This is a genomic window from Rhodococcus sp. 15-2388-1-1a (assembly GCF_002259145.1).
Lineage (GTDB): Bacteria > Actinomycetota > Actinomycetes > Mycobacteriales > Mycobacteriaceae > Rhodococcoides.
On the sequence record NZ_NPFP01000043.1, the window covers coordinates 47,533 to 73,259 of the forward strand.

At 65.3% G+C, this 25,727-nt stretch carries 25 protein-coding genes; 12 read left to right on the top strand and 13 right to left on the bottom strand.

Annotated elements, in window-relative coordinates; translation table 11 throughout:
- Nucleotides 1–81: 81 nt before the first annotated feature.
- Genes surE through CH302_RS23940 form a run of 3 tightly spaced genes read right to left on the bottom strand, consistent with a single transcriptional unit; the run spans nt 82 to nt 3,499 of the window.
- The gene (gene surE / locus CH302_RS23930; RefSeq protein ID WP_037188033.1) at nt 82–831 is read right to left on the bottom strand and encodes a 5'/3'-nucleotidase SurE; all 750 of its coding nucleotides are present in this window, start codon (nt 829–831) and stop codon (nt 82–84) included.
- Nucleotides 828–1,781, bottom strand: coding sequence for a 1-phosphofructokinase family hexose kinase (locus CH302_RS23935; protein WP_037188034.1), 954 nt, complete (start codon nt 1,779–1,781; stop codon nt 828–830). Before CH302_RS23935 ends, surE begins: the two co-directional genes overlap by 4 nt.
- A gap of 44 nt (nt 1,782–1,825) precedes the next feature.
- The gene (locus CH302_RS23940) at nt 1,826–3,499 is read right to left on the bottom strand and encodes a phospholipase D family protein (protein WP_037188035.1); all 1,674 of its coding nucleotides are present in this window, start codon (nt 3,497–3,499) and stop codon (nt 1,826–1,828) included.
- Nucleotides 3,500–3,553: 54 nt separating this feature from the next.
- On the opposite strand from CH302_RS23940, the gene CH302_RS23945 reads away from it, so the two are divergent.
- Nucleotides 3,554–4,402: an aldo/keto reductase gene (locus CH302_RS23945; RefSeq protein WP_037188037.1), complete on the top strand. Its 849-nt coding sequence runs from the start codon at nt 3,554–3,556 to the stop codon at nt 4,400–4,402.
- A gap of 79 nt (nt 4,403–4,481) precedes the next feature.
- Here the strand turns inward: CH302_RS23945 and CH302_RS23950 are convergent, their stop codons facing one another.
- Nucleotides 4,482–5,123 carry a 3-oxoacid CoA-transferase subunit B gene (locus tag CH302_RS23950; protein ID WP_037188040.1) on the bottom strand — a complete coding sequence of 214 codons (642 nt, stop codon included), beginning with the start codon at nt 5,121–5,123 and terminating at the stop codon, nt 4,482–4,484.
- Nucleotides 5,120–5,881: a CoA transferase subunit A gene (locus tag CH302_RS23955; protein ID WP_037188043.1), complete on the bottom strand. Its 762-nt coding sequence runs from the start codon at nt 5,879–5,881 to the stop codon at nt 5,120–5,122. The genes CH302_RS23950 and CH302_RS23955 overlap by 4 nt, the downstream gene beginning before the upstream one ends.
- Nucleotides 5,882–5,991: 110 nt before the next feature.
- Between CH302_RS23955 and CH302_RS23960 the strand changes: the two genes are divergently transcribed.
- The gene (locus tag CH302_RS23960; RefSeq protein WP_052047355.1) at nt 5,992–6,801 is read left to right on the top strand and encodes an IclR family transcriptional regulator; all 810 of its coding nucleotides are present in this window, start codon (nt 5,992–5,994) and stop codon (nt 6,799–6,801) included.
- Here the strand turns inward: CH302_RS23960 and CH302_RS23965 are convergent.
- Complete coding sequence (locus tag CH302_RS23965; protein ID WP_037188045.1) at nt 6,798–7,070, bottom strand: hypothetical protein; 273 nt, start codon at nt 7,068–7,070, stop codon at nt 6,798–6,800. The two genes, CH302_RS23960 and CH302_RS23965, sit on opposite strands and share 4 nt — an antisense overlap.
- A 141-nt stretch (nt 7,071–7,211) precedes the next feature.
- Here CH302_RS23965 and CH302_RS23970 point away from each other — a divergent pair, with 141 nt between their 5' ends.
- Nucleotides 7,212–9,446: an HNH endonuclease signature motif containing protein gene (locus CH302_RS23970; protein ID WP_094650094.1), complete on the top strand. Its 2,235-nt coding sequence runs from the start codon at nt 7,212–7,214 to the stop codon at nt 9,444–9,446.
- A gap of 33 nt (nt 9,447–9,479) precedes the next feature.
- Here CH302_RS23970 and CH302_RS23975 read toward each other — a convergent pair whose 3' ends face one another.
- The gene (locus CH302_RS23975; RefSeq protein ID WP_037194938.1) at nt 9,480–10,625 is read right to left on the bottom strand and encodes an NADH:flavin oxidoreductase; all 1,146 of its coding nucleotides are present in this window, start codon (nt 10,623–10,625) and stop codon (nt 9,480–9,482) included.
- A 65-nt stretch (nt 10,626–10,690) separates the two neighbouring features.
- Here CH302_RS23975 and CH302_RS23980 point away from each other — a divergent pair, with 65 nt between their 5' ends.
- The 3 genes from CH302_RS23980 (at nt 10,691) to CH302_RS23990 (ending at nt 13,620) form a co-directional block, all read left to right on the top strand.
- The gene (locus CH302_RS23980; protein ID WP_037194940.1) at nt 10,691–11,512 is read left to right on the top strand and encodes a sulfurtransferase; all 822 of its coding nucleotides are present in this window, start codon (nt 10,691–10,693) and stop codon (nt 11,510–11,512) included.
- A 71-nt stretch (nt 11,513–11,583) separates the two neighbouring features.
- Entirely contained in the window at nt 11,584–12,405 is an 822-nt protein-coding gene (locus CH302_RS23985; RefSeq protein ID WP_037194941.1) for an SDR family oxidoreductase, read from the top strand.
- 69 nt (nt 12,406–12,474) lie between these two features.
- Entirely contained in the window at nt 12,475–13,620 is a 1,146-nt protein-coding gene (locus CH302_RS23990) for an acyl-CoA dehydrogenase family protein (protein ID WP_371828273.1), read from the top strand.
- A gap of 7 nt (nt 13,621–13,627) precedes the next feature.
- Here CH302_RS23990 and CH302_RS30920 read toward each other — a convergent pair whose 3' ends face one another.
- Both CH302_RS30920 and CH302_RS24000 read right to left on the bottom strand, forming a co-directional pair.
- On the bottom strand, nt 13,628–14,665 hold the full coding sequence (locus tag CH302_RS30920; RefSeq protein WP_037194942.1) for an SRPBCC domain-containing protein: 1,038 nt from the start codon (nt 14,663–14,665) through the stop codon (nt 13,628–13,630).
- Complete coding sequence (locus CH302_RS24000; RefSeq protein ID WP_037194944.1) at nt 14,662–15,021, bottom strand: ArsR/SmtB family transcription factor; 360 nt, start codon at nt 15,019–15,021, stop codon at nt 14,662–14,664. The genes CH302_RS30920 and CH302_RS24000 overlap by 4 nt, the downstream gene beginning before the upstream one ends.
- Before the next feature lie 94 nt (nt 15,022–15,115).
- Here CH302_RS24000 and CH302_RS24005 point away from each other — a divergent pair, with 94 nt between their 5' ends.
- Nucleotides 15,116–15,745, top strand: a complete 630-nt coding sequence (locus CH302_RS24005; protein ID WP_052048036.1) for a hypothetical protein — start codon at nt 15,116–15,118, stop codon at nt 15,743–15,745.
- Nucleotides 15,746–15,832: 87 nt separating this feature from the next.
- On the opposite strand, the gene CH302_RS24010 is transcribed toward CH302_RS24005, so the two are convergent.
- The 3 genes from CH302_RS24010 to CH302_RS24020 are packed head-to-tail and all read right to left on the bottom strand — an operon-like array spanning nt 15,833 to nt 20,080.
- Nucleotides 15,833–16,942, bottom strand: a complete 1,110-nt coding sequence (locus CH302_RS24010; protein WP_037194945.1) for an NDMA-dependent alcohol dehydrogenase — start codon at nt 16,940–16,942, stop codon at nt 15,833–15,835.
- A gap of 21 nt (nt 16,943–16,963) precedes the next feature.
- Entirely contained in the window at nt 16,964–18,433 is a 1,470-nt protein-coding gene (locus CH302_RS24015) for an aldehyde dehydrogenase (protein ID WP_037194946.1), read from the bottom strand.
- Between the two features lie 54 nt (nt 18,434–18,487).
- On the bottom strand, nt 18,488–20,080 hold the full coding sequence (locus CH302_RS24020; protein WP_037194947.1) for a sigma-54-dependent Fis family transcriptional regulator: 1,593 nt from the start codon (nt 20,078–20,080) through the stop codon (nt 18,488–18,490).
- A 167-nt stretch (nt 20,081–20,247) separates the two neighbouring features.
- On the opposite strand from CH302_RS24020, the gene CH302_RS24025 reads away from it, so the two are divergent.
- From CH302_RS24025 to CH302_RS24035, 3 genes are read left to right on the top strand one after another with little or no spacing between them, the layout of a single operon-like run.
- Entirely contained in the window at nt 20,248–20,847 is a 600-nt protein-coding gene (locus CH302_RS24025; RefSeq protein ID WP_037194948.1) for a DJ-1/PfpI family protein, read from the top strand.
- Nucleotides 20,844–21,308, top strand: a complete 465-nt coding sequence (locus tag CH302_RS24030) for a MarR family winged helix-turn-helix transcriptional regulator (RefSeq protein WP_037194951.1) — start codon at nt 20,844–20,846, stop codon at nt 21,306–21,308. The genes CH302_RS24025 and CH302_RS24030 overlap by 4 nt, the downstream gene beginning before the upstream one ends.
- Before the next feature lie 7 nt (nt 21,309–21,315).
- Entirely contained in the window at nt 21,316–22,548 is a 1,233-nt protein-coding gene (locus CH302_RS24035) for a hypothetical protein (RefSeq protein WP_037194953.1), read from the top strand.
- Here CH302_RS24035 and CH302_RS24040 read toward each other — a convergent pair.
- Nucleotides 22,530–23,144, bottom strand: coding sequence for a dihydrofolate reductase family protein (locus CH302_RS24040; protein ID WP_037195543.1), 615 nt, complete (start codon nt 23,142–23,144; stop codon nt 22,530–22,532). The genes CH302_RS24035 and CH302_RS24040 overlap by 19 nt on opposite strands.
- A gap of 52 nt (nt 23,145–23,196) precedes the next feature.
- On the opposite strand from CH302_RS24040, the gene CH302_RS24045 reads away from it, so the two are divergent.
- Both CH302_RS24045 and CH302_RS24050 read left to right on the top strand, forming a co-directional pair.
- Nucleotides 23,197–24,201 carry an aldo/keto reductase family protein gene (locus tag CH302_RS24045; RefSeq protein WP_037194955.1) on the top strand — a complete coding sequence of 335 codons (1,005 nt, stop codon included), beginning with the start codon at nt 23,197–23,199 and terminating at the stop codon, nt 24,199–24,201.
- 45 nt (nt 24,202–24,246) lie between these two features.
- On the top strand, nt 24,247–25,719 hold the full coding sequence (locus CH302_RS24050; RefSeq protein ID WP_037194956.1) for a carboxylesterase/lipase family protein: 1,473 nt from the start codon (nt 24,247–24,249) through the stop codon (nt 25,717–25,719).
- Nucleotides 25,720–25,727: the final 8 nt, after the last annotated feature.

The window sequence follows — 25,727 nt, forward strand, 5'->3', positions numbered from 1 at the left end:
CTAGGTCCGTGGCATGTCCGGTGGTAGTTCCCAGTGTGCACGACACCACCGACACATCTCGGTGAGCTCGGACGACACAGGTCAGCCGCGCATCGCCGACAGGTCGATTCCTTCCACCTCGCTCGGCGGGCGGATCGCCGTCAACGTCGCCCAGCTGCGGGCCAACAGCGACGCGTCGGAATCGTCGTCCTCGGCTCGGATCTCGTCGAAGCGAACGGTGACGAAATCCTCTCCGCGATCACCTATTTCGGCCTGCACCGCACCGTAGCGGGCCAGCGATGCCGGCACTATCCCCGCCAACTCCGCGAGTGGAACGTCCGGAATGTTGACGTTGACGACCGCGTCGGACGGGCCGTGGGACATCATCCATGTCACCGCGATCCGGGCCACGTGCTCGGCCGTCGCCCAATGGGCAGGCTCCGTGGCGATCGACGACAGTGCCATCGCCGGAACCCGATGCGTCAGCGCCGTCAATGCGGCACCGACGGTGCCCGAATGCAGCACGGCGGCACCGGTGTTCGGTCCGTGATTGATACCGGAGAGCACCAGATCCGGGGGGTCGCCGAACGCCCCGCGGGTGGCCACGAACGCGATGAGAGCGGGTGACGCCTGCACCGCGTAGGCCGGTACGTCGGGAAGGCCGGCGATGGCGACGGATTCGATACCGAGATGATCGTCGACGCCCATGCCGGTCAACGACGCGCTGGCCCCGCTGCGCTCCTCGTGCGGCGCGGCCACGACGACGTCGAGACCGGCCTCCGCGGCCACCCGCGCGAGCAGGGCGATGCCGTCGCTGTGCACGCCGTCGTCGTTGGTGATCAGGGCTCTCATTTCTTGCCTGCCTTCTTGTACGGACGAACCTCCACCGACTCGGTGAGGCCGAGAACCAGGTCGCGTCGCCCGCTACCCAGGCCGCGCCGCGTGACGTTGGCCGTGCCCGCTCCGCCGCCGAGTCGCAACGCCTCCGGGACCGACAGCCCCTGAGCCAGCCCTGCGGCGATGCCTGCACTCATCGAATCGCCTGCTCCGTGGTGATCGACCATGCGCAGTCCCGGCGTGACTATTTCGAGCACGTCGCCGTCCACCAGCGCCAGGGCCGGATCTCCTGCCCGCGAGATCACGACGATCTCCGCGCCGTCGTCGTGCATCTGCCGCATCGAGTCGATGAGGTGCGCCGGGTCCTCGGACTCGGCCCGGCCGTCGGCGATGAGGTCCTCGTGGCTGACCTTGAGCACCGTCAAGCCGCCGGCGAGCGCAGCGATCATGGTCGGTCCGGACAGGTCGGCCACCACCGTCTTGCCCAGGGCGGTCAGGTCCGCGCACAGCCTCTCGTACACCTCGGGCGGAACGATGTCGTCTTCGTGCGGTCCGCCGAGGATGGAGACGTCGCTGCGGGCACCGGCGGCGAGGGCCGCGCTGAACAGGTCGTCCAGGGCGTGCCTGGCCAGCGGTGGTGGGTCGACCGTGGCCAGAATTTCCCGCTCACCGCTGCGGCGATCGTGAACGTACGAGCCGCTCTCCTGGCCGATGTCGACGGAGACGACGGAGATGCCCTCCCGCTCGACGATGTCGCGCAGAATGCCCCCGATCTCGCCGCCGAACACTCCCGTCAGCGTGACGTCGAGGCCGAGCACCGTGGCCATCCGAGCGATCCAGTGGCCCTGGCCGCCGGCGTGCACGTGCAGTTCGGTGTTGCCGTTGGGAGCTTTGTCGAGGGTCACCGTCAACAGCGGGGAGGGGGCGAAGACGAGAGCACTGAGGTCGCGAGAGGAGGAGGGCACCGACTGTGCATGCCCGAAATGTCAGGTCCGAAACGACGAGCACGTCAGAAACGACGACGCAGGCGCATTCCGATCGGGCGGCCGTCGGGATCGACGAACAGGCGGTACGCGAAGGCAGCGAGTCGTTGCTGCCACACGGGTGGCACGGAGATCTCGTGTCGGCGGAGCCTGCCGGCAGGGCGCGGGCCCGAGGACGGGTTGCGGTGCCAGTTGTCGAGCGCGGTCGCACTGGCCGAGACCACATCGAAGAATCCTTGGGGATCCACCAGATCGGCGTCGTCACCGTCGGCGCGGCCGAGGTGCTCGCGAATCAGTTCCAGACGTAGGTTGCGGGCGTGAATTCGAGCACCGTCGCCCAGGCCTGCCGGGTCCAGAGGTTCGCGAGTGTCCCGTTCTTCGTCGATGATGGCGGCCGTCAACTCCGAATCATGGGTCCAGGAGCGGCGATTGAAGTTGTCCGAACCCACCGCTGCCCAGATGTCGTCGATGACGCACACCTTCGAGTGCACGTACACCGGTATGCCGCGGTCGTTTTCGATATCCAGAACCAGTACTCGATCACCGCCGGCAGCGCGGATGACGCCCAGTGCGGCCGAGTGTCCCAGCAGCGCAGACGGAATGGTGAGATTGCTGTCGTCGTCGAGGTGCTTGGGAACCACCACCACCAACCGCAGGTTCGGCTTGCGACGCAGCGCCGCAGCGAACACCCGCGCGACGTCGACCGACCACAGGTACTGATCCTCGATGTAGATCAACTCGGTTGCTCGGTGCAGAGCCTTGGCGTACGCACGTGCCGCGCTGCGCTCGCCCTTGGTGGCGAACGGGTAGGCGGGACGCCGACGCGGGTAGGTGCGCAGCAGCTGAACCGAGCACGTACCCCGCGGATCCGGAGGCGCAGCCGCAGTCGGTAGCTCCGACGGTTCGCGAGTCACACCGCGCAGCATGTCGGGTACGGCGTGCCAGGGGAGGCGGGACAGGGCTGCGGGATCCTCCCAGCGCTCGCGAAAGACATCCTCGACGTCCCGCACTGCGGGGCCCTCGAGCTGGACCTGCACGTCGTGCCAGGCCGGGATCTCGCCGTACTCGGGAGGGAAGGGACGCGAGACCGGATCGCCGAAATGATCGGCGTCGTCGCGTCGGGCACGGGCCAGATCGATGCCACCGACGAACGCGACGTCGGCCACCTCGGGCCGTCGATAGCGGATGACGACGAACTTCTGGTGGTGGCTTCCGAGGGTCAGTACGCGCTGATCGAGAATGACTTCGCCGCCGGCCTCCTCGAGCCGCAGAGCGAGCTTGCGATTCTTCGGACCGGTGAAGCCGAGTGTCTCCATGTGCGAGCGCCACACCATGCCCTTCACGAGGCCACCGCGGTGGGCGACGGCCGTGAGCGCATCCTCGACGGTCACGCCGTCGTCGGTGAGCAGCTGTTCCGGGTCGCCGCGCCAGTCGGTGAAGAGCACCAGATCGTCGCGTTCGGTCCGCTCGAGTGCCTGCGCCAGCGCCGCGAAGTACGTCTTGCCGTGCACCAGATTCTCGACGCGGTTGCCCTCGGTCCAGGCTGCGATTCGGGTGTCGTCGTTGCCGCGCTCGACCGCAGTGAGGAACCACGGGTGCGCCGGGTCGAAGTGCCGAGTCGGGGCTGTCAGAGCTGCGGTGGACCGGCCGAGATTCTCGGCAACCCCATCGACGACGCGCCGGATGCGCTGCACTATCACGTTGGCATCATTTCATCCGGTTTGAAGCGGCGGGAGGGCGGGCACCCGAGCGATATGACTCAGGTACCCAACGTCACGCTCAGAAACGGCAAGCAGATCCCGCAGCTCGGCTTCGGCGTGTTCCAGATCGACCCCGAGAAGACGGCCCAGGCCGTCGAAACGGCCCTCGAAATCGGCTACCGCCACATCGACACTGCCGAGATGTACGGAAACGAGAAGCAGGTCGGCGAAGGTATCCGCAACTCCGGCATCGACCGTGAATCGGTCTTCGTCACCAGCAAGCTCAACAACGGTTTCCACAAGCCCGACGATGCGCGGAAGGCGTTCGACGCGACGCTCAGCGATCTCGGAACCGACTACGTGGACCTCTTTCTCATCCATTGGCCGCTCCCGACCCGCTACGACGGCGACTTCGTCTCCACGTGGAAAACGTTGGAGGAGTTCGCAGCCGACGGTCGCGCCCGCAACATCGGTGTCTCCAACTTCCAGCCGGCCCACCTCGACCGGCTGGCAGAAGAGACCGAAACGGTGCCAGCCGTGAACCAGATCGAGGTGCACCCGTACTTCGTGAACAGCGACGTGTGGGCGTACGGCCGTGAGCACGCGATTCCCACCGAGGCGTGGTCGCCGATCGCGCAGGGCAACGTTCTCGACGACCCCGAACTGCAGCGAATCGCCGACGCGACAGGCAAATCTGTCGCGCAGGTTGTGCTCCGCTGGCACATTCAGCGCGGCAACATCATCTTCCCGAAGTCGGTCACGCCGGAGCGGGTGAAGGCCAACTTCGAGATCTTCGACTTCGAGCTCAGCTCTGCCGATGTCGACGCCATCACCGCCCTGGACAAGGGCGAGCAGGGCCGCAACGGCCCGAACCCGGACACCTTCGACATGATTCCGGACTAGTACGTCGAACTGTGGGCTCGAACGTTTCGCACGTTCGAGCCCACAGTTGTTTCACGGGTTCTGTCTCACGGGCTCGGTGTCACGGGATCGTGAGCGCGGATCCCGTTGCGGCGACGACCTCTTCGGAGGTGACACCGGGTGCGAGCTCGGCGAGTGCGAGGGTCCCGTCGCCGACGACGTCGATGACGGCGAGGTTCGTGATGATGCGATTCACGACGCCTTGGCCGGTCAACGGCAAGGTGCAGGCGTCGAGGATCTTCGGGTTCCCGTCGCGGTCGGTGTGTTCCATGACGACGATGACGCGCCGGGCACCGTGCACGAGGTCCATCGCGCCGCCCATGCCCTTGACCATCTTGCCGGGCACCATCCAGTTTGCGAGGTCACCGGTTCTGGAGACCTGCATGCCGCCGAGCACCGCGGTGTCGATGTGGCCGCCTCGAATCATCCCGAAGCTCAACGACGAATCGAAGTACGCTGCACCGGGATTGACGGTGACCGTCTCCTTGCCCGCGTTGATGAGGTTGGCGTCGACCTTGTCCTCCGTGGGGTACGGTCCGGTGCCGAGGATGCCGTTCTCCGAGTGCAGCGTGACCTTGACGTCGTCGGTCAGATATCCCGGGATCAAGGTCGGCAGTCCGATGCCGAGATTGACGTACTCCCCGTCGACCATCTCTGCTGCGGCGCGTTCGGCCATCTGATCGCGCGTCCATCCTGTGCTCATGCTCGAACTCCTGAACTGACGGTGCGCTTTTCGATGCGCCTGTCCTGTGGCCCGGTGTGCACGACGCGTTGGACGAACACGCCGGGAAGATGTACGTGGGCCGGGTCGATCTCGCCCGGCTCCACGAGGTTCTCGACCTGCGCGATGGTGATCTTGCCTGCCATCGCGGCGAGGGGGTTGAAGTTCATCGCGGTCTTGTCGAACACGAGATTGCCTGCTGTGTCACCTGTTTCGGCGTGCACCAGCGCGAAGTCGGCATTGATCGACTCTTCGAGGACGTACCGCTTGTCTCCGAACACTCGCGTCTCCTTGGGCGGCGATGCGATGGACACGGAGCCGTCGGCGTCGTAGCGCCACGGCATTCCGCCGTCGGCGATGGGGCTGCCGACCCCGGCGGGGGTGAAGAATGCGGGGACGCCGTTGCCGCCGGCGCGGAGTCGTTCGGCGAGTGTGCCTTGGGGGGTGAGTTCGACTTCGAGTTCGCCGGCGAGATACTGCCGGGCGAATTCCTTGTTCTCGCCGACGTACGAGGCGGTGACGCGGCGGATGCGTCCGGCGGCCAACAGGATTCCGAGTCCGTAGCCGTCGACGCCACAGTTGTTGGAGAACACTTCGAGCTCGTCGGCATCGGTGTTCGCGATGGCTTCGATGAGGGCGTCGGGGATGCCGCACAATCCGAAGCCACCGACCGCGAGGGTCGCTCCTCGGCCGATGTCCGCGACCGCCTCGGCGGCGGACGCATAGGTCTTTCCAGTCACTTGCAGCTCCTGATGTGTTCGTTGAGCAAACGTTGCACTCAGTGAACCTGAGCTGTGTATCTGGATGAAGTGAATGATGGATTTTGCTCGTTCGGTGAACGGATGGAGATATGGCGTCCGCTGAGTGGACGTACGATGGCCGGGTGACGTCACCGGATGCCAACGCAAGTGTGATCGGCAAGATCTGCTCGTTGCTGCGCGCAGCGGGAACCGAGGAGCCGTCGGGCGCCTCGACCACCGCGCTCGCTCGGGCGACCGGAATCGCGCGGCCGACCGCACATCGCCTACTGGCGTCTCTGGCCGACCAAGGATTCGTCGACCGCGACGCCGCCACCGGCCACTGGTCACTGGGCCCGGAGATCTACCTGCTCGGATCGATGGCGGCATTGCGGTACGACATCACCGACCAGGCTCGAAAGATAGTGCAGGCGTTGGCCACCGAGAGCGGAGAGAGTGCGTTTCTGTCGGCGCGGCGTGGGGCGGAGACCGTGTGCCTGCTTCGGGTGGAAGGGAGCTTTCCCCTGCGCTCACACGTGTTGTACGAGGGCATTCGGCTGCCGCTCGGGGTGGCGTCCGCAGGCCTGGCCATTCTTGCGCACCTTCCCGACCGGGAAGTCGACGAGTACCTCGGTGGAGTGGACCTGGTGCCCGAGTGGGGAGAAGGCCACTCCGACAGCGAGATTCGACGTCGCATCGCACACACCCGCACCACCGGATTCGCCGTCAACCCGGCGTTGCTGGTGGAAGGCAGCTGGGGCCTCGGCGCTGCCGTGTTCGACCGTGCCGGAGGTCCGGCATGGGCATTGAGCCTGACGGGTGTCGAGACACGATTCCGTGATGATCGGCGCCGGGAGTTGGGCAAGCTGCTGCTCGACGCGGCACACCGACTCACCGTGCAACTGGGGGAGCGGCCCGCTTAGCCGTCGAGTTCCTCCAGAATGTCCGCGGCGTCTTGGCTGCCTGCGGCGGCCAATCTCTGCAGCTCGGCGCGGTCGCCACGTTCACCGGCGAGCTCGACGAGGATGTCGACGGCATCGCTGCTGCCTGCCTCGGCGAGGGAGCGGAGTTCGTCGAGGTCGTTTCGAGAGCCCGCGAGTTCGACCAACTCGTCGATGGCATCCTGATCACCGCGGGCCGCACGCTCGCGCAACTCCACCAGTTCTGACGACGTCGAATCGGGCTCGCTCATGGAGTGGAGTGTAGAACGATTCGGCGGAAAGCGGCAGGTCAGCCGCCCCAATTCCGGCTCCAGCGTTCTTGTCGGTGGCCCGGGTTAGTCTTCTTTCAGTTCGAACGCACGTTCTTGTTTCGGCTCACCGGGGGGTGAAAAATGGGTGCAATACCGACTGTGTCACTGGAGGCGTTGACCGCTGCCGCGCGTGAGGAGAATCGGCACGCGGCCCGCAAGATCGCCGCCTGCTATCGCGTGCACTGCGACTGGATCACCCGCGACACCGAACACAAGCACTACAGCCGATACGGACGCACCGAAATGGCTGTCGCGTTGGGCTGCTCGGCGACCGTCGCCGAATCGTATGTATCCGTCGGCGTAGCCCTGTACACCCGACTCCCACTGCTACGAGCAGCGTTCGAGACAGGGGAGATCGACCTCCCTCGCGTGCGGACCGCATGCCGGATCCTCGACAACCTCTCCGACGCCATCGTCACGTCGGTCGAGAAAGAGGTGGTCGAGGCGGCGCGGAGGTCGTCCCCGGGCCCGCTCGAGCAGGCGATCTGGGACATCCTGCTGCGCTTCGCACCCGAGGAAGCAGCAGCACTGCGGGAGTTCGCGAAGAAGTTCCGCACCGTCACCTACAGTCCCGCCGGCGAACTCGCCCGCATCCGAGCCGAGTTGACCGCACCCGAAGCCGCCGCCGCATGGCAACTCCTCGAAGAAATGGCCGACACCCTCTGCCCGAAGGATCCGCGCGGGAAGAAAGAACGCCTCTGTGATGCGTTCATGGCCCGCATGCACGGCGAACCCCGACTGGCATGCCTGTGCCACCGCCCCGACTGCCCGAAGAACGACACCGTGTTGCCGGATCGGCGGGTGCCGTTGACGATGATCACCGTCGACATCGCCACCCTCATCGGACTGCTCGCCAACCCCGCCTACCTCGCCGGACACGGTTCCATCGACCCCGACCTCGCGCAGGAGCTGGCACGCAACAGCCACTGGCAGATCCTGCTCACCGAAGCCGTCACCCTCGCCGAATCCCTCGGCCTCGCACACCAGAACCCGGAGACCGGGGACTGGGAACGAACACCGACAGACCAGCAGCAGGAGTCGGACTCAGCGTCGGATCCGGTGAACGACACGGACACGAACGCTGCTTCGGCAACAGACGCTGCCGAGACTCGCAGCTGCACCGGTAGCGACTCGGAACGGGCGACTGAATCCGAATCATGCACGATCACTGGAACATCCACTGACACCGACACCGACGCCGACGCCGACGCCGACGCCGAATCATCCACGGCAGCATCAGCCGACCCCGCGCCCTCGCCGACCAGCGCGACGGCAACGGCCACTGCGCCAGTACCGGCGACAGCAGCGGACTCTGCGTCCGGCAAGGAAAAAGATCCCGGCCGTGGCTCCGATGCAGCACCATCGCATGCAGCATCGGACCGGGGTCCGTTCGACACATCGAGTTCGACACCCGACCCGACCGGCGAATCACTTCGAACACCCGATCCAGCACAAGCACCTGCGCCGCTGCCGGGGACAACGACGTCACCGGCTCCGGCTCCGGCTCCGACGGAGAGCCAGACAGGGGACACCTCTGCCCATTCAGCGGCAGATCCAGCTCCACCCGACCTCGGCGGAGGCGAAGACAGACCACGGCGGACCCAATCGCTGACCTCCGCCGCAGCCCTGTTCTGCACCCACACACCCGTCGGGAGGGGCACACGGCACAGCTCTGCCTTCGACGTCACTGCCCTCGATCTGCCCTCCGCGATTCGGCGAAAAAACCGAACGATCCCCATTGCAGGCCACACTCCAGCACACCGCACGCCCTCAGGCATCTACCTCGGCAACGCATCCCTCGCCGCAGCACTCGAAGCCGCGATCGCCGCCGACCCCACCCTCGGCACATCCGTACCCCGCGACCCGCTCACCGACCGAGCACTGATCTACCGACCCGACACGCTCACCACCGCAGCCGTTCGACTACGCGACAAACACTGCCGCTTTCCCGGCTGCCACCGACCCGCCGCACGCTGCCAACTCGACCACATCACCGCCTTCGACCACACCAACCCCCTCGGCGGAGGATGGACCACCGTCAACAACCTCCAATGCCTCTGCGACTACCACCACAGTGTCAAAACCGCCGGCTACTGGACCGCCACCATGCTCCCCGGCGGAGCCATCCTCTGGACATCGACATCCAAGACCACCCGAATCACCCTGACCACCAACGGCACAGCCGTACCCATCCTCGGCAACGACCTCACACCACACATCCCCACCCGACCGACACGATCCGGCCACATCGCCTACCCCAACCCACCCGACAACCGACAGCCCGAGACAAACGACACGGCAGCACCGCCGTTCTAGGCGATGCTGCCGTGGATCTCAGTGCCCGCTCCGTCAGATCAGGTGCTGAATGTGGTCGCGGGTGAATTCGATGCGCTCATCGACGCGTCCGTCTCCGACCTTGTTCACCCAATCGGGGTCGGACAGCAGTGCACGTCCGACGGCCACCACATCGAACTCGTTGTCCTCGAACTGGCCGACCAGTGCATCGAGTCCGGTGACACCGGATGCGGCGTCCTCCGACCATGCCGAGGTGAACACCGAGTCGAGGCCAACCGATCCGACAGTGATCGTCGGCACGCCGGTGAGCTTGCGGGTCCACCCGGCCAAGCCCAGCTTTCCGTCGTTGCCGTCCAGCTCAGGGAACGCCGGATCCCAGTGGCGGCGGGTCGAGGCGTGCAGAATGTCCACTCCGGCGTCGACGAGAGGAGTCAGGACACGTCCGAGTTCCTCCGGATTCTGGGCGATCCGGGCGTCGAAGTGATTGCTCTTCCACTGCGAGAAGCGGTACACGATGGCGAAGTCCTCACCCACCGCGGCGCGGATCGCCGCAACGACCTGCGCGGGGAAGCGAGTCCGAGCTTCGAGAGAACCACCGAACTCGTCGTCGCGCACATTGGTTGTGGCCCACAGGAATTCGTCGAGCAGATACCCGTGCGCGCCGTGCAGTTCGAGGCCGTCGAAGCCGGTGTTCTTCGCGTTGACCGCGGCCTGCACCCACTGCGAGGTGAGTTCGTCGAGGTCGGCGTCGGTGAATGCCCGACCCACCGAAGAACCGTCGAGTGCAATGCCCGACGGGCTCACGGTGGTGACGTCCGGGAAGAGGCGAGGCTCGGTGCCGCGCTCGACACCGAGGTGCCACAGCTGCGGGATGATCGCGCTGCCCTCGGCGTGGACGGCGTCGACGACACCCTTCCAGCCCTCGAGGCTGGCGTCACCGTAGATCCGCGGGACGCGGGTGTGCGGGCCGGCTGCGGGGTCTGGAATGTAGGTGCCCTCGGTGATGATGAGGCCGGTGCCGCCGGCCGCGCGCTTGCGGTAGTACTCGGCGACATCCGGGCCGGGGATGCCGTCGGGAGAAAAGGCGCGCGTCATCGGGGCCATGGCGAAGCGATTGCGCAGCTTCAGCGACTTGACCTCGAACGGCTCGAAGAGCCCGGCGGTGGACAGATGCTGTGTTGTGGATGCAGTTTCGGTCACGCCTGCGCACAACCGGCATGCAACCCGAGCTATTCCCGGCGCAGGGCTGTTAGCGTCGGAGCCTTATGAGCCCCTCGCCGCTGATTTCTGCCGCCGAACTGCACGACCTCTTCGAGATGGGGCGGGCTCCGGTCGTCCTCGATATTCGATTCGTGCTGCAGACCGGAAGCGACAGAGCCGGTTACGAGGCCGGCCACATCCCGAACGCGCAGTTCGTGGACCTCGACGCGGAGCTTGCCGGGGTCCCGGGTCCAGGCGGCCGCCACCCGTTGCCCGACACCGAGACGTTCGTCGCAGCGATGCGCGGCGCCGGGGTGAGTGACGACTCCTCGGTCGTGGTCTACGACGGAGGACCGGCGACCGCGGCCGCGCGCGGCTGGTGGTTGTTGCGCCACTACGGCCATGCCGACGTGCGAGTCCTCGACGGCGGTCTCGCCCAGTGGGTCGCGGCTGGATTCCCGATCGGTACCGAACCGTCGATCGTGGCGGCCGGATCGTTCACTGCGAGGCCGTCCCTTGCGTCCGTTCTCGACGTCGACGACGTACTCGACTTCGCCCGGGACCACGTACTGCTCGACGCCCGGGCACCCGAGCGGTTCCGCGGGGAAGTGGAACCGGTGGATCCCGTGGCCGGTCACATCCCCGGCGCGGTCAATCGGCCGACGACCGAGAACGTCGATGCGGACGGCAAGTTTCTGGACCCCGGGGTACTCAATGGCACATTCGGTGGACTTGTGCCCGAGGGAAAGAAAGTCGCCGTCTACTGCGGTTCCGGGGTGACCGCGGCACATCAGATTCTCGCGCTCGAATTGGCGGGCATCGATGCTGCGTTGTATCCGGGCTCGTGGTCGGGATGGATCACCGATCCGACGCGTCCCCGGGCTTAGAGTGCGCCTCTGACCAGCATGTTCATGCAACCAGGGTTGAACTTGAATCCGACTTCAACTATACCTGGGGCATGAAGGTTGAAGGCAGAGTTGCCATCGTCACCGGAGGTGGTGGCGGAATCGGCGGAGCCATCGCCGCTCGACTCTCCGAGCACGGCGCACGCGTCGTCGTCTCCGATCTCGACGAAACCACGGCCCGATCCGTGGCCGACGCCATAGAACGCGATCGGCCGGGAACGGCCGTCGCCGCTGCGGCGGACGCGTCGAACACCGAGGACATCCAACGGCTGATCGCGGTGGCCGAGGAATCGTTCGGCCCCGTCGATCTCTACTTCGCCAACGCTGGCATCAGCGGCGCACCCGGGCTCGACGCCGCCGAGCAGGACTGGGACCTGTCGTTCGACGTCAACGTACGCGCGCACATTCGGGCCGCGCAGCTGTTGGTGCCGGGTTGGCTCGAGCGCGGCGAGGGATACTTCGTCAGCACCGCCTCGGCGGCCGGCCTGCTCACCCAAATCGGCTCGGCGACATATGCGACGACCAAGCACGCGGCGGTCGGTTTCGCCGAGTGGATGAACGTCACCTACGGCAACCGCGGAATTCGCGTCAGCTGCCTGTGCCCGATGGGTGTCAACACCAAACTGCTCTACGAGGGACGCGAATCCGGAGATGCGTTGGGAGCGGCGGCAACTGCCGCGGTTCTCAGTGCCGGTGCCGTGCTCGAACCGCTCGATGTCGCCGATGTGGTGCTCGACGCGATGGACCGCGAGCAGTTCCTCATCCTGCCGCACGAGAACGTACTGGACATGTACCGCAACAAGGGTGCCGATTACGACCGGTGGTTGCGCGGCATGCGTCGCTACCAGGACAGCTTGCTCGACAACAACCGATAGGGGCCCACCGTGGCATTTTTCGAGACCTCCGACCGTGCGAAGAAATACGAGTCGGATCTGTTGGAGTTCATGGACTCTCACATCTACCCGGCCGAGGCAGTGTACGAGCAGCAGATGCTCGAGTCGGGTGACCCGCACTTCCAGCCGCCGATTATCGAGGACTTGAAGAAGGAAGCGCGCTCGCGTGGACTGTGGAATCTGTTCCACCCGCATCCCGAGTGGGGCCCCGGTCTGACCAACCTCGAATACGCACCGCTGGCCGAGATCATGGGACGAAGCCTGCTCGCCCCCGAGGCATGCAACTGCAACGCACCGGACACCGGCAACATGGAGGTGTTCACGCTCTTCGGTACCGACGAGCACAAAGAGAAGTACCTGAAGCCGTTGCTGGACGGCACCATTCGCTCTGCCTTTGCGATGACCGAACCCGACGTGGCCAGCTCGGACGCCACCAACATCGCGATGAAGATGGACCGCGACGGTGACGACTTCATCCTCAACGGGCGCAAGTGGTGGACGTCCAATGCGATGCACAAGAACTGCAAGGTGCTCATCGTGATGGGCAAGACCGATCCAGAGGCGGCCACGCACCGTCAGCAGTCGATGCTGGTTGTGCCCATCGACGCACCCGGTGTCACCGTTCTGCGCAACCTGCCGGTGTTCGGCTACATCGACCGCGAAGGTCACGCCGAGGTGCTCTTCGAGGATGTGCGGGTACCGGCGAAGGACGTGTTGAAGGGGCCGGGGGAGGGCTTTGCCATCAGCCAGGCTCGCTTGGGTCCCGGCCGTATCCACCACGCGATGCGCACCATCGGCGTGGCAGAACGTGCGCTCGAATTGCTATGTCGCCGTGCGGTATCGCGCGTGACGTTCGGCAAGCCGGTGGCGATGCGCTCGAACATTCAGGACTGGATCGCCGAGGCGCGCATCGAGATCGAGAAGACCAGGTTGCTCACGTTCAAAGCCGCGTACCTGATGGACACCGTCGGGAACAAGGAAGCGCGCACGGAGATCGCAGCGATCAAGGTTGCGGCACCCGAGATGGCTCTGAAGATCATCGACCGGGCCATCCAGGTCCACGGCGGAGGCGGAGTGTCCAACGACTTCCCACTGGCGATGATGTACGCACACATACGCACGCTGCGGCTCGCAGACGGTCCCGACGAGGTGCACAAGATGTCGATCGCGAAAATGGAGCTGAAGAAGTACCTCTGAACGGAGGTTATCGACCCGGCTGCCAGGCCGGGTCGCGGCCGATGAAGGCCATCAGCTGGTCCTGCGGGGACGCGTCGTCGGCAACGGGGACAGCGGGGCCGTACTGCCCGCTGTCCCGTAGCACCTGCTCCATCGGTCGCATGGCCTCGAGCGCTGCGGCGCAGCGTTCCTGGCCCAGATCAGGCTCTCGGCCGAGGGCTTTCGCCAGGTCCCAGGAGTGCATCCAGACGTCGGCGGTGTAGAACATGTCGATCGCCTCGTCCACCGGCATGTCTCCGGTGTGCGGGTTGCTCAGGATCCGGTCGGCGGGGTCGTCGAGAATCGCTTGGATGTCGGCGACGTGCTGCGTCCAGGCTGCGGCCGGGTCGGCTTCGACGTCGAGCGCGGGTAGCGCGATTCCTGCGCCCCCAGCGAGGAAGCCGCGAGACCACTCGATCAAATGCTGCACGACATCGCGTGCAGCCCAACCCGATACCGCGCTCGGCCCGGCCCAGTCCTCCGGTGACGCGGACAGAACGAGCGCACTGAACCTTGCCGCGTCCTGTGCGTGCTGCTGGGCCGGCCCGGTGTGCTGCTGGAGGAGTTCGTCGAGCTTGTCGTAGCCCTCCTTCACGCCGACGTCCATGCCGCTCGACAGCATGCCGTCGCGACTCGCGAAGTCCGACATCACGCTCAGAACCCTCAGCCGTGTACCGCCATCGCCTCGGCTCTCGAAGGTGAGCGTTTCGAGCGCGACCGAGTCGGGTGCACCCTCCCAGGTGAGGGTCCACACGATTCGCTCGTTCGCACGCACCTCGTGGAAGCTGCCGAAGAACGCGGCGATCTCCTCACCGTCCCGGTCGTTGGCGAAAGCCCAGGCTCCTCCGGTATGCCCCTCCCACTTCAGTATTCGGGTCGTCAACGATCGCGGCCCCACCCATCGGCGATACAGCTCGGGGTCGATGTGAGCGCGAAAGACCTGCTCCGGCGTCGCATCGAACTCTCGGATGATCTCGATCGTGGGGACTTTCTCGTCCGCGACGATCTCGGTTTCGTGTGCAGTCATGACACTTCTTTCGTCTCGGTGGTCTTGTCGTCTGCGATGGTGTCCAGCAGGGCGTCGAGGCGTCGATAACGTTGTTCTGCTTCCTGGCGATAACGCTCGATCCATTTCGTCATCAGGCCGAACACTTCGGCGTCGAGATGCACCGGACGACGTTGGGCATCCTTGCTGCGCGTGACCAATCCGGCTTCCTCGAGCACCTTCACGTGTTTGGAGACAGCTTGCAGGCTCATCTCGTACGGCTCGGCCAGTTCGCTGACGTTCGCGTCACCGCCGGCGAGCCGGGCGACGATGTCACGTCGAGTGGGATCGGCCAGGGCCGCGAACGTCCTGTTGAGCTGCTCTGTTCGATCGTCCATGGGGTTCCTCGCTGTGCGTAGATGCCGAGAGTAAGCCGCTCGCCCGGCGTAGTCAACCATTTGGTTGATCAAGCTGATCGCCTACCCTCGACCCATGAGCGACGGTGACGACATGGTGCGGGACGTGCTCTCCCGGGCTCCGGGGCACCCGCTGCGGGTGGCGATCGACGGTGTGACGGCATCGGGGAAAACCACCTGCGCACAATGGCTGGTGGATGCCGTTGCAGCGCAGGGGCGTCCGTCCGTGCATGTGACCATGGACGGCTTCCATCATCGGCGTGCCCACCGGTATCGACAGGGACGGGCGTCGGCTCTCGGCTATTACCGGGACGCGTACGATTTCGACGCGTTTGTCTCACACGTGCTGATCCCGTCGGGGCCGAACGGAAGCGGTGCCATTCGGCGTCGGGTCATCGATCTGGCGACGGACGAGCCGGTGGATGATCCGCTCGAACCGGTGCCGGCCGACGCGATCGTCGTGGTGGACGGAACGTTCTTGCATCGGCCGCCGCTGCCCGACTACTGGGACTACACGGTCTTCGTCGATACCCCCATGGACGTCGCACGGGCCCGCGGCATCGCCAGGGATGCGGAGGCGCTCGGTGGCCCGGAGGCGGCAGGTCGGGCCTTCGACCAGCGCTATCACGCGGCGTGCCGGATCTATCTGGACGAGGTGGATCCGCGCGCTCGGGCAACGCGAGTGTTGCCGGTCGACTGGAGATGACCACCATCGCTCGTGCATTCGGATGCGCGCAACGATGCGGTCGAGTGCCATCCAGCGCACTCGACCGCACCACTGTCGCAGCGTGTTTCAGAAATGAATCACCCCGCGCATGTTCTTGCCGTCACGCAGGTCCTGGTAGCCCTCGTTGACCTGTTCGAGGGAGTAGGTCGAGGTGATCAACTCGTCGAGCTTGAGTTGCCCGGCGTCGTACAGGCGTAGCAAGCGCACGATGTCGTACTGCGGGTTCGCGGACCCGAAGAGCGTGCCCTTGATCGTCTTCTGATTCAACGTCAGATCCGTGCCGGACACGTGCACCGTCAGCTTCTCGGGATCGGCGAGGCCGGTGATGACGACGGTGCCGCCCTTACCGATTGCCGCGGTCGCGGCCTGCACGACCTCCTCGTCGACGGTTCCGACCAGAATCAGAGCCTGGTCTGCCCCCTGGCCCCACGTGAGTTCGGTCAACTTCTCCTGGGCCGACGCGGCATCCGCGAACGCGTGAGTCGCACCGAACTTCAGTGCCTGGTTGCGCTTGAACTCGAGCGGATCCACGACGAGCACATGCTTCGCGCCCGAATGTACAGCTCCCTGAACGGCATTGATCCCGAGGCCGCCGATGCCGTAGATGATCACCGAGTCGCCTGCGCGTACACCGCCCGCGTACACGGCGGTGCCCCAGCCGGACGGAACGCCGCAACCCACGAGAACTGCTGTCTCCAAGGGCAACCAGTCGTCGATCTTGACGACGGAGTGCTGGGAGATGGTGGCGCGCTCGGAGAAGGTACCGAGCATGCACATCGCTCCGAATTCGGTGCCCTTGCTGTCACGGCGACGGAACGTGCCGTCGGGCATGCAGCCCTCGAGGATCGTTGCGCCCATGTCGCACAGGTTCTGTCGCCCGGTGGAACAGTAGCGGCAGGTGCCGCAGTTCGGGATGAAGGAACAGACGACATGATCGCCTGGCTTGACCTTGGTGACGCCGGGACCGACTTCCTCGATGATGCCGGAACCCTCGTGGCCGCCGACGATGGGGAAGCGTGGTGGCAGGTCGCCGTCGAGCAGATGTAGATCCGAATGACACAGTCCTGCTGCGACATACTTGATCAGGACTTCACCGGGGCCGGGGCCGTCCATCTCGAGTTCGATGATCTCGAACGGCTTGTGCGGCTCGAACAGTACTGCTGCTTTGGTCTTCACAGAGATTCTCCTGAGTTCGATTCAGCGGTAGATGGATTTGACGTGTTGGAAATTTCCGATGGCGTCGGGCCCGAGCTCGCGCCCGATTCCGCTGTCCTTGACCCCGCCGAACGGGGACGAGGGATCCACCATGTAGTGGTTGATGCCGATGGTTCCGGTGTGAATTCGCTTGGCCACGTCGAAACCTCGCTCGTCGTCGGCGGTCCAGACGGATCCACCGAGCCCGAAATCCGAGTCGTTGGCAATGCTGATCGCCTCGGCTTCGTCGCCGTACGGGATGATCGACAGGACGGGCCCGAAGATCTCTTCCTGCGCGATGGTGTGGTTGTTGTCGACGTCGGCGAAGATCGTCGGTTGAACGAACCAGCCGCGATCGAGGTCTGCGGGCCTACCGCCGCCGGTGACGAGCCGAGCGCCGTCGCCGCTTCCTTTCGCGATGTAGCCCTCGACGCGATCGCGCTGCCGCTCGCTGGCCATCGGCCCGATCTGGGTGGCCGGGTCGAGCGCGTCGCCGACGGCCAATGAGTTCGCGAACGCTTCCATCATGCCGACCACCTCGTCGTAGCGGGAGCGCGGCGCGAGGACTCGGGTGCCGAGGAAGCACGTCTGACCGTTGTTGAGAAACGTTGCACCGAAGAGGTTCTCGCCGATCTCGGCGAGATCGAGATTCGCGTCGTCGAGGATGATCGACGCCGACTTTCCGCCCAGTTCGAGGGTCACCGGGCGCAACAGGCGGCCACATGTTTCGGCGATGGACCGCCCGGCTGCGGTGGAGCCGGTGAACGCAACCTTGTCGATGCCTCGATGCGAGACCAGATGGGCACCGATCTCACGGCCACCGGGAACGATGTTGATGACGCCGGGCGGCAACCCAGCGGCAATGATGGCCTCCGCCAACACAACCGAGTCGAGCACCGTCTCGGGAGACGGCTTGAGCACGACGGTGCAGCCGGCTGCGAGGGCCGGTGCGTACTTGAACGCGGCCAGAGTCTGCGGGAAATTCCACGGTGCGATGGCACCGACGACGCCGATCGGCTCGCGTCGAACCGTTGTCGTCCCGCCCATCAGGTGGGGGTGAGATTCCTCGAACTGAGCGGTTCGCGCGAGACCCGAGAAGTACCGCATCACGGCGACCGGGAAGCCGCCTTCGAGTTGCTCCGCAATGGAGATCGGCATGCCGTTCTGCGCCGCCACGAGTCGGGCGAGCTGGTCGCCTCGCTTCTCGTACTCGTCGGCGAGTCGATCGATCGCGTCGGCGCGCTTCGAAGGCTCCCACCGACTCCAACCGCTGGGGTCCTCGAATGCGCGGCGGGCAGCAGCCACCGCCGCATCGACGTCGGCTTCCTGTGCCTCGGGTACCGATCCGATGCGTTCTTCGCTACTTGCCGAACGGACTTCGATGCGGGCGGACGAGCTGGGTTCCACCCACTCGCCGCCGATGAAGAGCGACGGTGCGTCGAGCTGCTCTCGTGTTGTCGTGTGTGCATCCATGCATACGAGTGTGACCCCGATCACGGATGTCGAGTGTTCAGAAAGTGGACAACCTCAGCCGAGGATGCCGAACTCGCGCATCCGCTTGTACAGGGTGGTCCGACTGATTCCCAGGCTCTCCGCCGTCGTGCGTTTGTTGCCGCCCTGCCGCGCCAACTCGTGCACGATGGCGTCGCGCATCGCGGTGTCGAGCGTGCTCATCCGAGTCGTCGACGCGTTCTTGCGCGGTCTGACCAGTTCCCGTTCGGTGATGTCGCCGACGGATCTACGCGATGCGGCCTCGGTGACCTCGGCTCGGAGTTCGCCGATGTTGCCCGGCCAGTCGTAGTCGATCAGCGCCGACAACGCTGCGGGCGTGAAGTGCGCGCGGGATTCGAGCTCGGCCATGATGGCGCGGACCAGGTCCGGGATTTCGTGTCGGCGAGAACGCAAGGGGGCCAGCTCGATGGTGTCGGCGCACAGTGACAGGAGTTGGCGGTGTTCGAGTTCGGCCGAGTCGGTGGCCGAGCTCGACAACGCGTACCACCCGCGGGCGGACGACAGAGTCGAATGCAGCCGGCTCGCCACCGGACCCGGGAGAAAGTGCACGTTCTTGATCACCACATCGTGTGCAGCCTCGACCTGATGCTCGACGGCTGTCAACCATACGGCCGGTGGCGTCGTCACCAGATCTGCGGCGTCGAACCAGTGCGGTGACGTCGTTGCTGTCAGTCGGGCGAGGGTGGTCGATTTTCCGGTTCCGGGTTCGCCGATGACACACAACGGCTTTCGGATTCTCGGAGCGGGAACAGGGGTGCGCACGGTGTCGTGAGGATCGATCTCGATGACGATTCCAGCGGCCGATACCGGACGCTCCCAGCGCACGGTTGCGTGCAGTCCGGAATTGAGGATCACATCGTGTACGACGCCACTGCGCCGGATCGAATCGTCGGTGAGCGCGCGCAGTGCGGAATGATCGACTGAATCGATCATTGCTGCAGCGCTGGTGTTTTCGAGCAGAATCTCGTCGGCGATCGCAATGACCGGCGCACCGCGACGCTGCGAGGACGCGTACTGAAATGCCTGGAACAGTCGATGTTCACCGGAGCGGGTCTCTTCGAGGAGCCTGCCCTGAATGTCCTGTGCGGCATGGACGAGCATCGGTTCGAGTAGCGGGTTGTCACCGGAGGCCAGGAAGGTGATGTCGAGGACGCCCTCGATGCGGCGTGTGACGGGGTGGATCAGGGGGTGGCCGTAGCAACTGAAGGTCTTCATCGACTCGATGTAGTGCTCCTCGGCACGCACGGCACAGGGTGCGCGCATCTCGAAGGTCGTCGAGATCGAATTGGTGCCCGAAGCCTGTTCGGTGAACGACCGGCCGACGACCGCGCCGACCGAGGACACGGCATCTCGTAGCGAATGGGTTCCGAAACGGAGATCGACCAGCCGGGCATCGCGATCCGCGAGCAGAACGCAGTACCCGGAGCCGTCGAGCACACTCTCCATCCGATCGAGGATGGGGTTTGCCGCGGCGAGGAGGCGGCTGCGACGATCGACGTCACGAAGACTCGCCTGCTCCAGGGTGTCCGCCGGTGCGAGACCGCTCTGCGCCGACCGTTGCCAGGACTTGGCGATGGAATCTCGGAGCTTGTCTGCACCGCTGAGCATCGCGCGTACCTCCGTTGGCCGGCGCTTGGTCGTGCTGTGACGGTAGCGCCGACTGCCCGGTTCGACGCGCGTTTCGACAGAACCTGCCCGATCGGGCAGTGATGCATTGACAGTGCACTGTCATGAGTGCAAAATGACAGCACACTGTCAAATTCTGGAGGCTCGACATGACAACGATCGCTCTGTACGCCACCGACACCATGGCCGACTGGGAATACGGATACCTCACCGCAGGTCTGGCCATGGCCCGCGAGCAGGACCAGGACGCCAACCGGCTGATCATCGCATCGGAGACGGGGGAGGCCGTCACGACGATGGGCGGATTGCGCATCACTCCCGACGTCGCGCTCGCCGGGCTTCCCACTCTCGATGCGTTGATTCTGCCCGGCGCGCCCAGCTGGGACTCAGGTCACGATGCGGTGCTGAGGCTCGCCGTCGAACTCGTTGCGGCGGGCACTCCGGTCGCGGCGATCTGCGGGGCAACATTGGGTGTGGCCCGGGCCGGACTGCTCGACGACCGGGCGCATACCTCGAATGCCACCGAGTTCCTCACGCAGGCAACCGAATATCGTGGAGCGGAGCACTACCGCGACGAGAAGGCAGTGTCCGACGGCACCGTGATCACCGCAGGCGGCGTGAGCCCGTTGGAGTTCGCGAAGCTCGTGTTCGAGCGGTTGAACGTGTTTCCCCAACCCGTGGTCGATGCCTGGTACGGCCTGTACACGACGGGGGAACGCAAGTACTACGACCAGCTGGCGGGCGCATGAGCCAGCGCACTCCGGAGGGTGATGCGCTCACAGCCTTGGTGTTGCCCGTCTTCGAGCTCAACGGTGAATTTCTCGCCGCCGCACACGACATCACCGAGCCGACGGGTCTGACTCCGGCGTGGTGGCAGGTCCTGGGAGCCACCCTGGACGAGCCGCTCTCGGTTGCCGACATCGCGCGACGCGTCGGGCTGGGGTTGGCACGCCAGAGTGTGCAGCGGACGGCAAATCTGTTGGTGGACAAAGGGTGGGCCGTGTACGTCGACAACCCGAACCACAAGCGGGCAAAGTTGCTGGAGCCGACCCCCAAGGGGCGCGACACCGTTGCCGAGCTGCGGGATGCACAACATGCGTGGTCCGATGTAGTGGGATCCGCTGTGGGAGAGAGCGAACTGCAGGCGTTCGCGGCAACCCTGGAGAAGATCCTCGCGGCATCACGGGACTATCGCGGGGGCAGTGCATAATTCGGGCATGGTTGCGCTCGGGGTACTTCTGACCGGATTGCTGGCCGGATTGTCGATGCAGTCCGGCGGCATCGACATCTTCGGCGACACCAGGTTCGGCGGGCTGCTGTTCTCCAGTGGCGGCGTGGGAGTTGCGGTCGCGCTGATTCTTGCGTCGGGTACGGCGATGGTCGTTCGTCGGCGCAGCGTGCTGGCCGGACTGTCCATCGCCGCTGCTGTTGTCATCGGGGGCTCGGTACTGCTGTTCTCGTCCGACTCCGCCGAGGTGGTGGCAGGCGGAGTCCTGTTGGGATGCAGTGCAGTACAGGCGAATCGGAGACGAGTTCATCGGGCGCTACTGATCGGGTCTTTCCTTCTCGGCCTGCTGTCCGCCGGCGCGGTCGAGGCATTGCACTACCCCGCTGTTCCCCGGCGCTACGCCGACTACCTCACCGAATCCGATATGGGCACACCGGTGGTCGTTCCGGTGCTGTGCGTGCTCGTGGTGGTGGCAGTGGCGTGGGCAGCGCGCAACGAAAACCAGGGCGAAAGCCCGGCGACCGAGCGCGATATCCGCACAGTCGCGGCGATACTGCTGGTGACGATCGGTGGGCTGCTGCTGAATGTGGCGTTCGTGTTCAGCATGTTCCAGAGCGAGTACGGGTTCGGCGGCCGCTGGTACTACGGCCTTTTTGTCGTACTCGTGTTGTTCGCAGCCGCTGCTCTGCTACCGGGGCGTAGCGGCGTCATGGTCCTCGCCGGAACGGCCGTGTTGCTCACCTCGACCACGACCTCGGGTGTGGGTATCAGTGTCTCGGACCGAGTGTGGACACTCGGACTCGTAGCCGTCATGGCAGTCTCGGTGGCAGCCGGTACCGCGCTCGGATTGCGTTGGGGGCGTCCGCTGATCGGCGTCGCAGTTCTGGCAGTGGTCTGCATGACGGCACTGTTCGATAGCCCGCCGCTGGACAACGTGCACTACGTCGCGAGCCTGATCGTCTTTCCGGCCGCCGCGGCCTACCTGTATGTCGCGTGCACGCCTGCCGCCCCGACGCCGTCGACCCTCGGCCTTGCCATACCGGTGGCGATCACGGTGCCGATGGTCGTCACGTACGGATGGACGGCGTACACGCCGTTGACCTCCGCACTGACGGACACGTCCTGGCCCGAAAAGTGGCTCTCCACGGGTGGTGCATCGGCAACGGTCGTGCTCGCAGGCGTCGGGATGTGGGCTCTGAACCGCTACCGGGCTCGGCGGTAGACGACGTGGAGGACCTGGTCCGATCCCGCTACCTCGGTCCGCTCCATCGTCGTGGGGTCCCAGCCGTCGTAGATCGGTTCCCCAGCTCCGAGAATCACCGGCGAGACCGCAAGATGTAGGTGATCGACGAGCCCTGCCTTCAAGTACTGCCGCACCGTCGATGCCCCGCCGCCGAGGCGCACGTCCTTGCCCGACGCCGCCTCGTGGGCACGATCGAGCACCGTTTCGATGGGATCGTCGGTGAAGTGGAACGTGGTGCCGACCATCTCCAGTGGCGGCCGTGGGTGATGGGTCAGTACGAACACCGGATGGTGGTACGGCGGCTCCTCACCCCACCAACCGTGCCAGCTGTAGTCCGGCCACTCGCCGCGAACCGGTCCGAACATGTTGCGGCCCATGATGGTTGCGCCGATGTTCTCGGTACCGAGATCGAGCATTCGCTGATCGGTGTCAGGGTCTTCTGTATCGGAGCGGTCGGCGAACACCCACTGGTGCAGCGCCATGCCGTCGACGCCCATGGGGTTGTCCTGGCTCTGATCAGGACCGGCGGCGAAGCCGTCGAGCGAGACCGACAGATTGTGTACCCGAAGTGTCATACCCGAGTAGACCACCAGCGGAGGGCAAAGTCATCGGAGTACCGTTTTCTTCATGGCTTACAGATACCTCGGAAACAGCGGACTGAAGATTTCGGAGATCACCTACGGCAACTGGTTGACGCACGGATCGCAGGTGGAGAACGACATCGCCACCCAGTGCGTACGCGCGGCCCTCGATGCCGGCATCACCACCTTCGACACCGCCGACGTCTACGCCAACGGAGCCGCCGAGACGGTGCTCGGGGACGCGTTGAAAGGGGAGCGTCGAGAATCGCTGGAGATCTTCACCAAGGTCTACTTCCCCGTCGGGCCCAAGGGCCCCAACGACACCGGACTCTCGCGCAAGCACATCCTCGAAGGCATCGACGCGTCGCTGCGTCGACTCGGCACCGACTACGTGGACCTCTACCAGGCGCATCGCTACGACGTCGAGACTCCGCTGGAGGAGACCATCGCCGCGTTCGGTGACGTCGTCCGCCAGGGCAAGGCGCTCTACATCGGCGTCTCCGAGTGGACCGCCGATCAACTGCGCGCCGGGCAGGAACTCGCCCGTCAGAACGGCTTCTCGATCATCTCGAATCAGCCGCAGTACTCGGCGCTGTGGCGCGTCATCGAGGATCAGGTGATCCCGACTTCGAAGGAACTGGGCATCTCGCAGATCGTCTGGTCGCCCATCGCCCAGGGTGTGCTCACCGGAAAGTATCTCCCCGGTCAACCCCTGCCCGACGGCTCTCGCGCCAAGGACGACAAGGGCGGCGACAAGATGATCGCGCGGTACCTCGACGACCAGACGCTCACCCGGGTGCAGCAGTTGAAGCCCATCGCGGACGATCTGGGAATCACCATGGCGCAGTTGGCCGTTGCGTGGGTACTGGCCAACGACAACATCGCGGCAGCGCTGGTCGGAGCCTCGCGCCCCGAGCAGATCGCCGAGAACATCAAGGCCTCCGAGGTGACCCTCGACGCCGACGTGCTCGCGAAGATCGACGACGCCCTCGGTGATTCCGTCGAGCGGGACGCGAGCAAGACGGGCTCGCCGGAAGCACGTCTGGTCTGACCGCCTGCCCGAGTCGGTCCGATCCGAACAGGGTAATAAGGAGGTATGGACATGATCACCGTCGATACACCTCAGGGCCAGGTTCGCGGTCGGACCGGCGCAGGCATCACCTCGTTCCTCGGAGTTCCGTACGCCGAGGCCCCGTTCGGACCCCGCCGCTTCCAGGCTCCGTCGCCGCCGCCCACGTGGGACGGAGTGCGCGACGCCCTCGACTTCGGGGCCACCGTCCCCAAGGTGGGATACCGGCCACCGACGAGTGAGATACTCAGCGAACCGGTGGTACCCGGTGACGACTGCCTGAACGTCAACGTCTTCACCCCCGACGTCGGCGGATCGGCACCGGTGTTCGTTTGGATTCACGGCGGAGCATTCGTCAACGGCAGCAACGCCATTCCCACGTACGACGGTTCCGCATTCGCGCGCGACGGTGTCGTGGCCGTGGTGATCAACTACCGACTCGGAGTCGACGGTTTCGCGTCGATCGACGGTGCCCCGGCCAATCGCGGGATGCTGGACCAGGTCGCGGCCCTCGAATGGGTACGTGACCACATCGCTTCCTACGGCGGCGACCCCGCGCGGGTGACCATTGCAGGGGAGTCGGCCGGCGCGATGAGTGTCGGCACCCTGATGTCGATGCCCCGTGCCGAGGGGCTCTTCCAGCGGGCAATTCTGCAGAGCGGAGCCGGTCACCACGTCATCACCGCCGAGACCGCGGCGAAGGTCTCCGCGGCGTTGGCCTCCGGGCTCGGAGTCGAGGCCTCGATCGGCGGCCTCGGTTCGGTACCGGTGGATGCGTTGGTGGACGCCCAACGCGAATTGTCCGATCGGATCACCGCCGAGGCCCCGACCGGAGCGTGGGGTGAGCTGGCCCTGAACGTGATGGCCTTCGAGCCGTACATCGACGGCGATGTGGTTCCTGCACTGCCTTTTTCGAGGATCAGCGATGGTGCGAGCGCACAGGTGGACGTGTTGATCGGAACCACCAGCGAAGAACACGCGTTCTTCATCGTGCCGGCCGGCCTGGTTCCGCACCTCACCGAGGACTACGTGAAGATGGTACTCGCCGGGTACCGGGCCGACCCCTCGGCGCTGGACCGGTACCGCGAACAGCTGCCCGACGCCTCGGCGGGCGAGCTGATGATCGCCGTCATGACCGACTGGTTCTTCCGTATTCCGGCCACGCGTCTGGTCGAGGCTCGCTCCGGCGACGCCTTCGTCTACGAATTCACCTGGCGTTCATCGCTGTTCGACGGAGCTCTCGGAGCGTGCCATGCGCTGGAGATCCCGTTCGTGTTCGACATGCTGCACAAGCCCGAGACCGCCCGCATCACCGGCCCGAACCCGCCGCAGCAGGTTGCCGATCAGATGCACCGTGCCTGGGTCGACTTCGTGCGCAACGGCTCTCCCGGCTGGGACCGGTACGGCACCGACCGCGCGGTGATGATGTTCGGCAACGAGCCCGGCGTCGCCCTCGATCCCAGGTCGGCAACACGCGCGGTGTGGGACGGGGTGCGCTGAGCACCTGA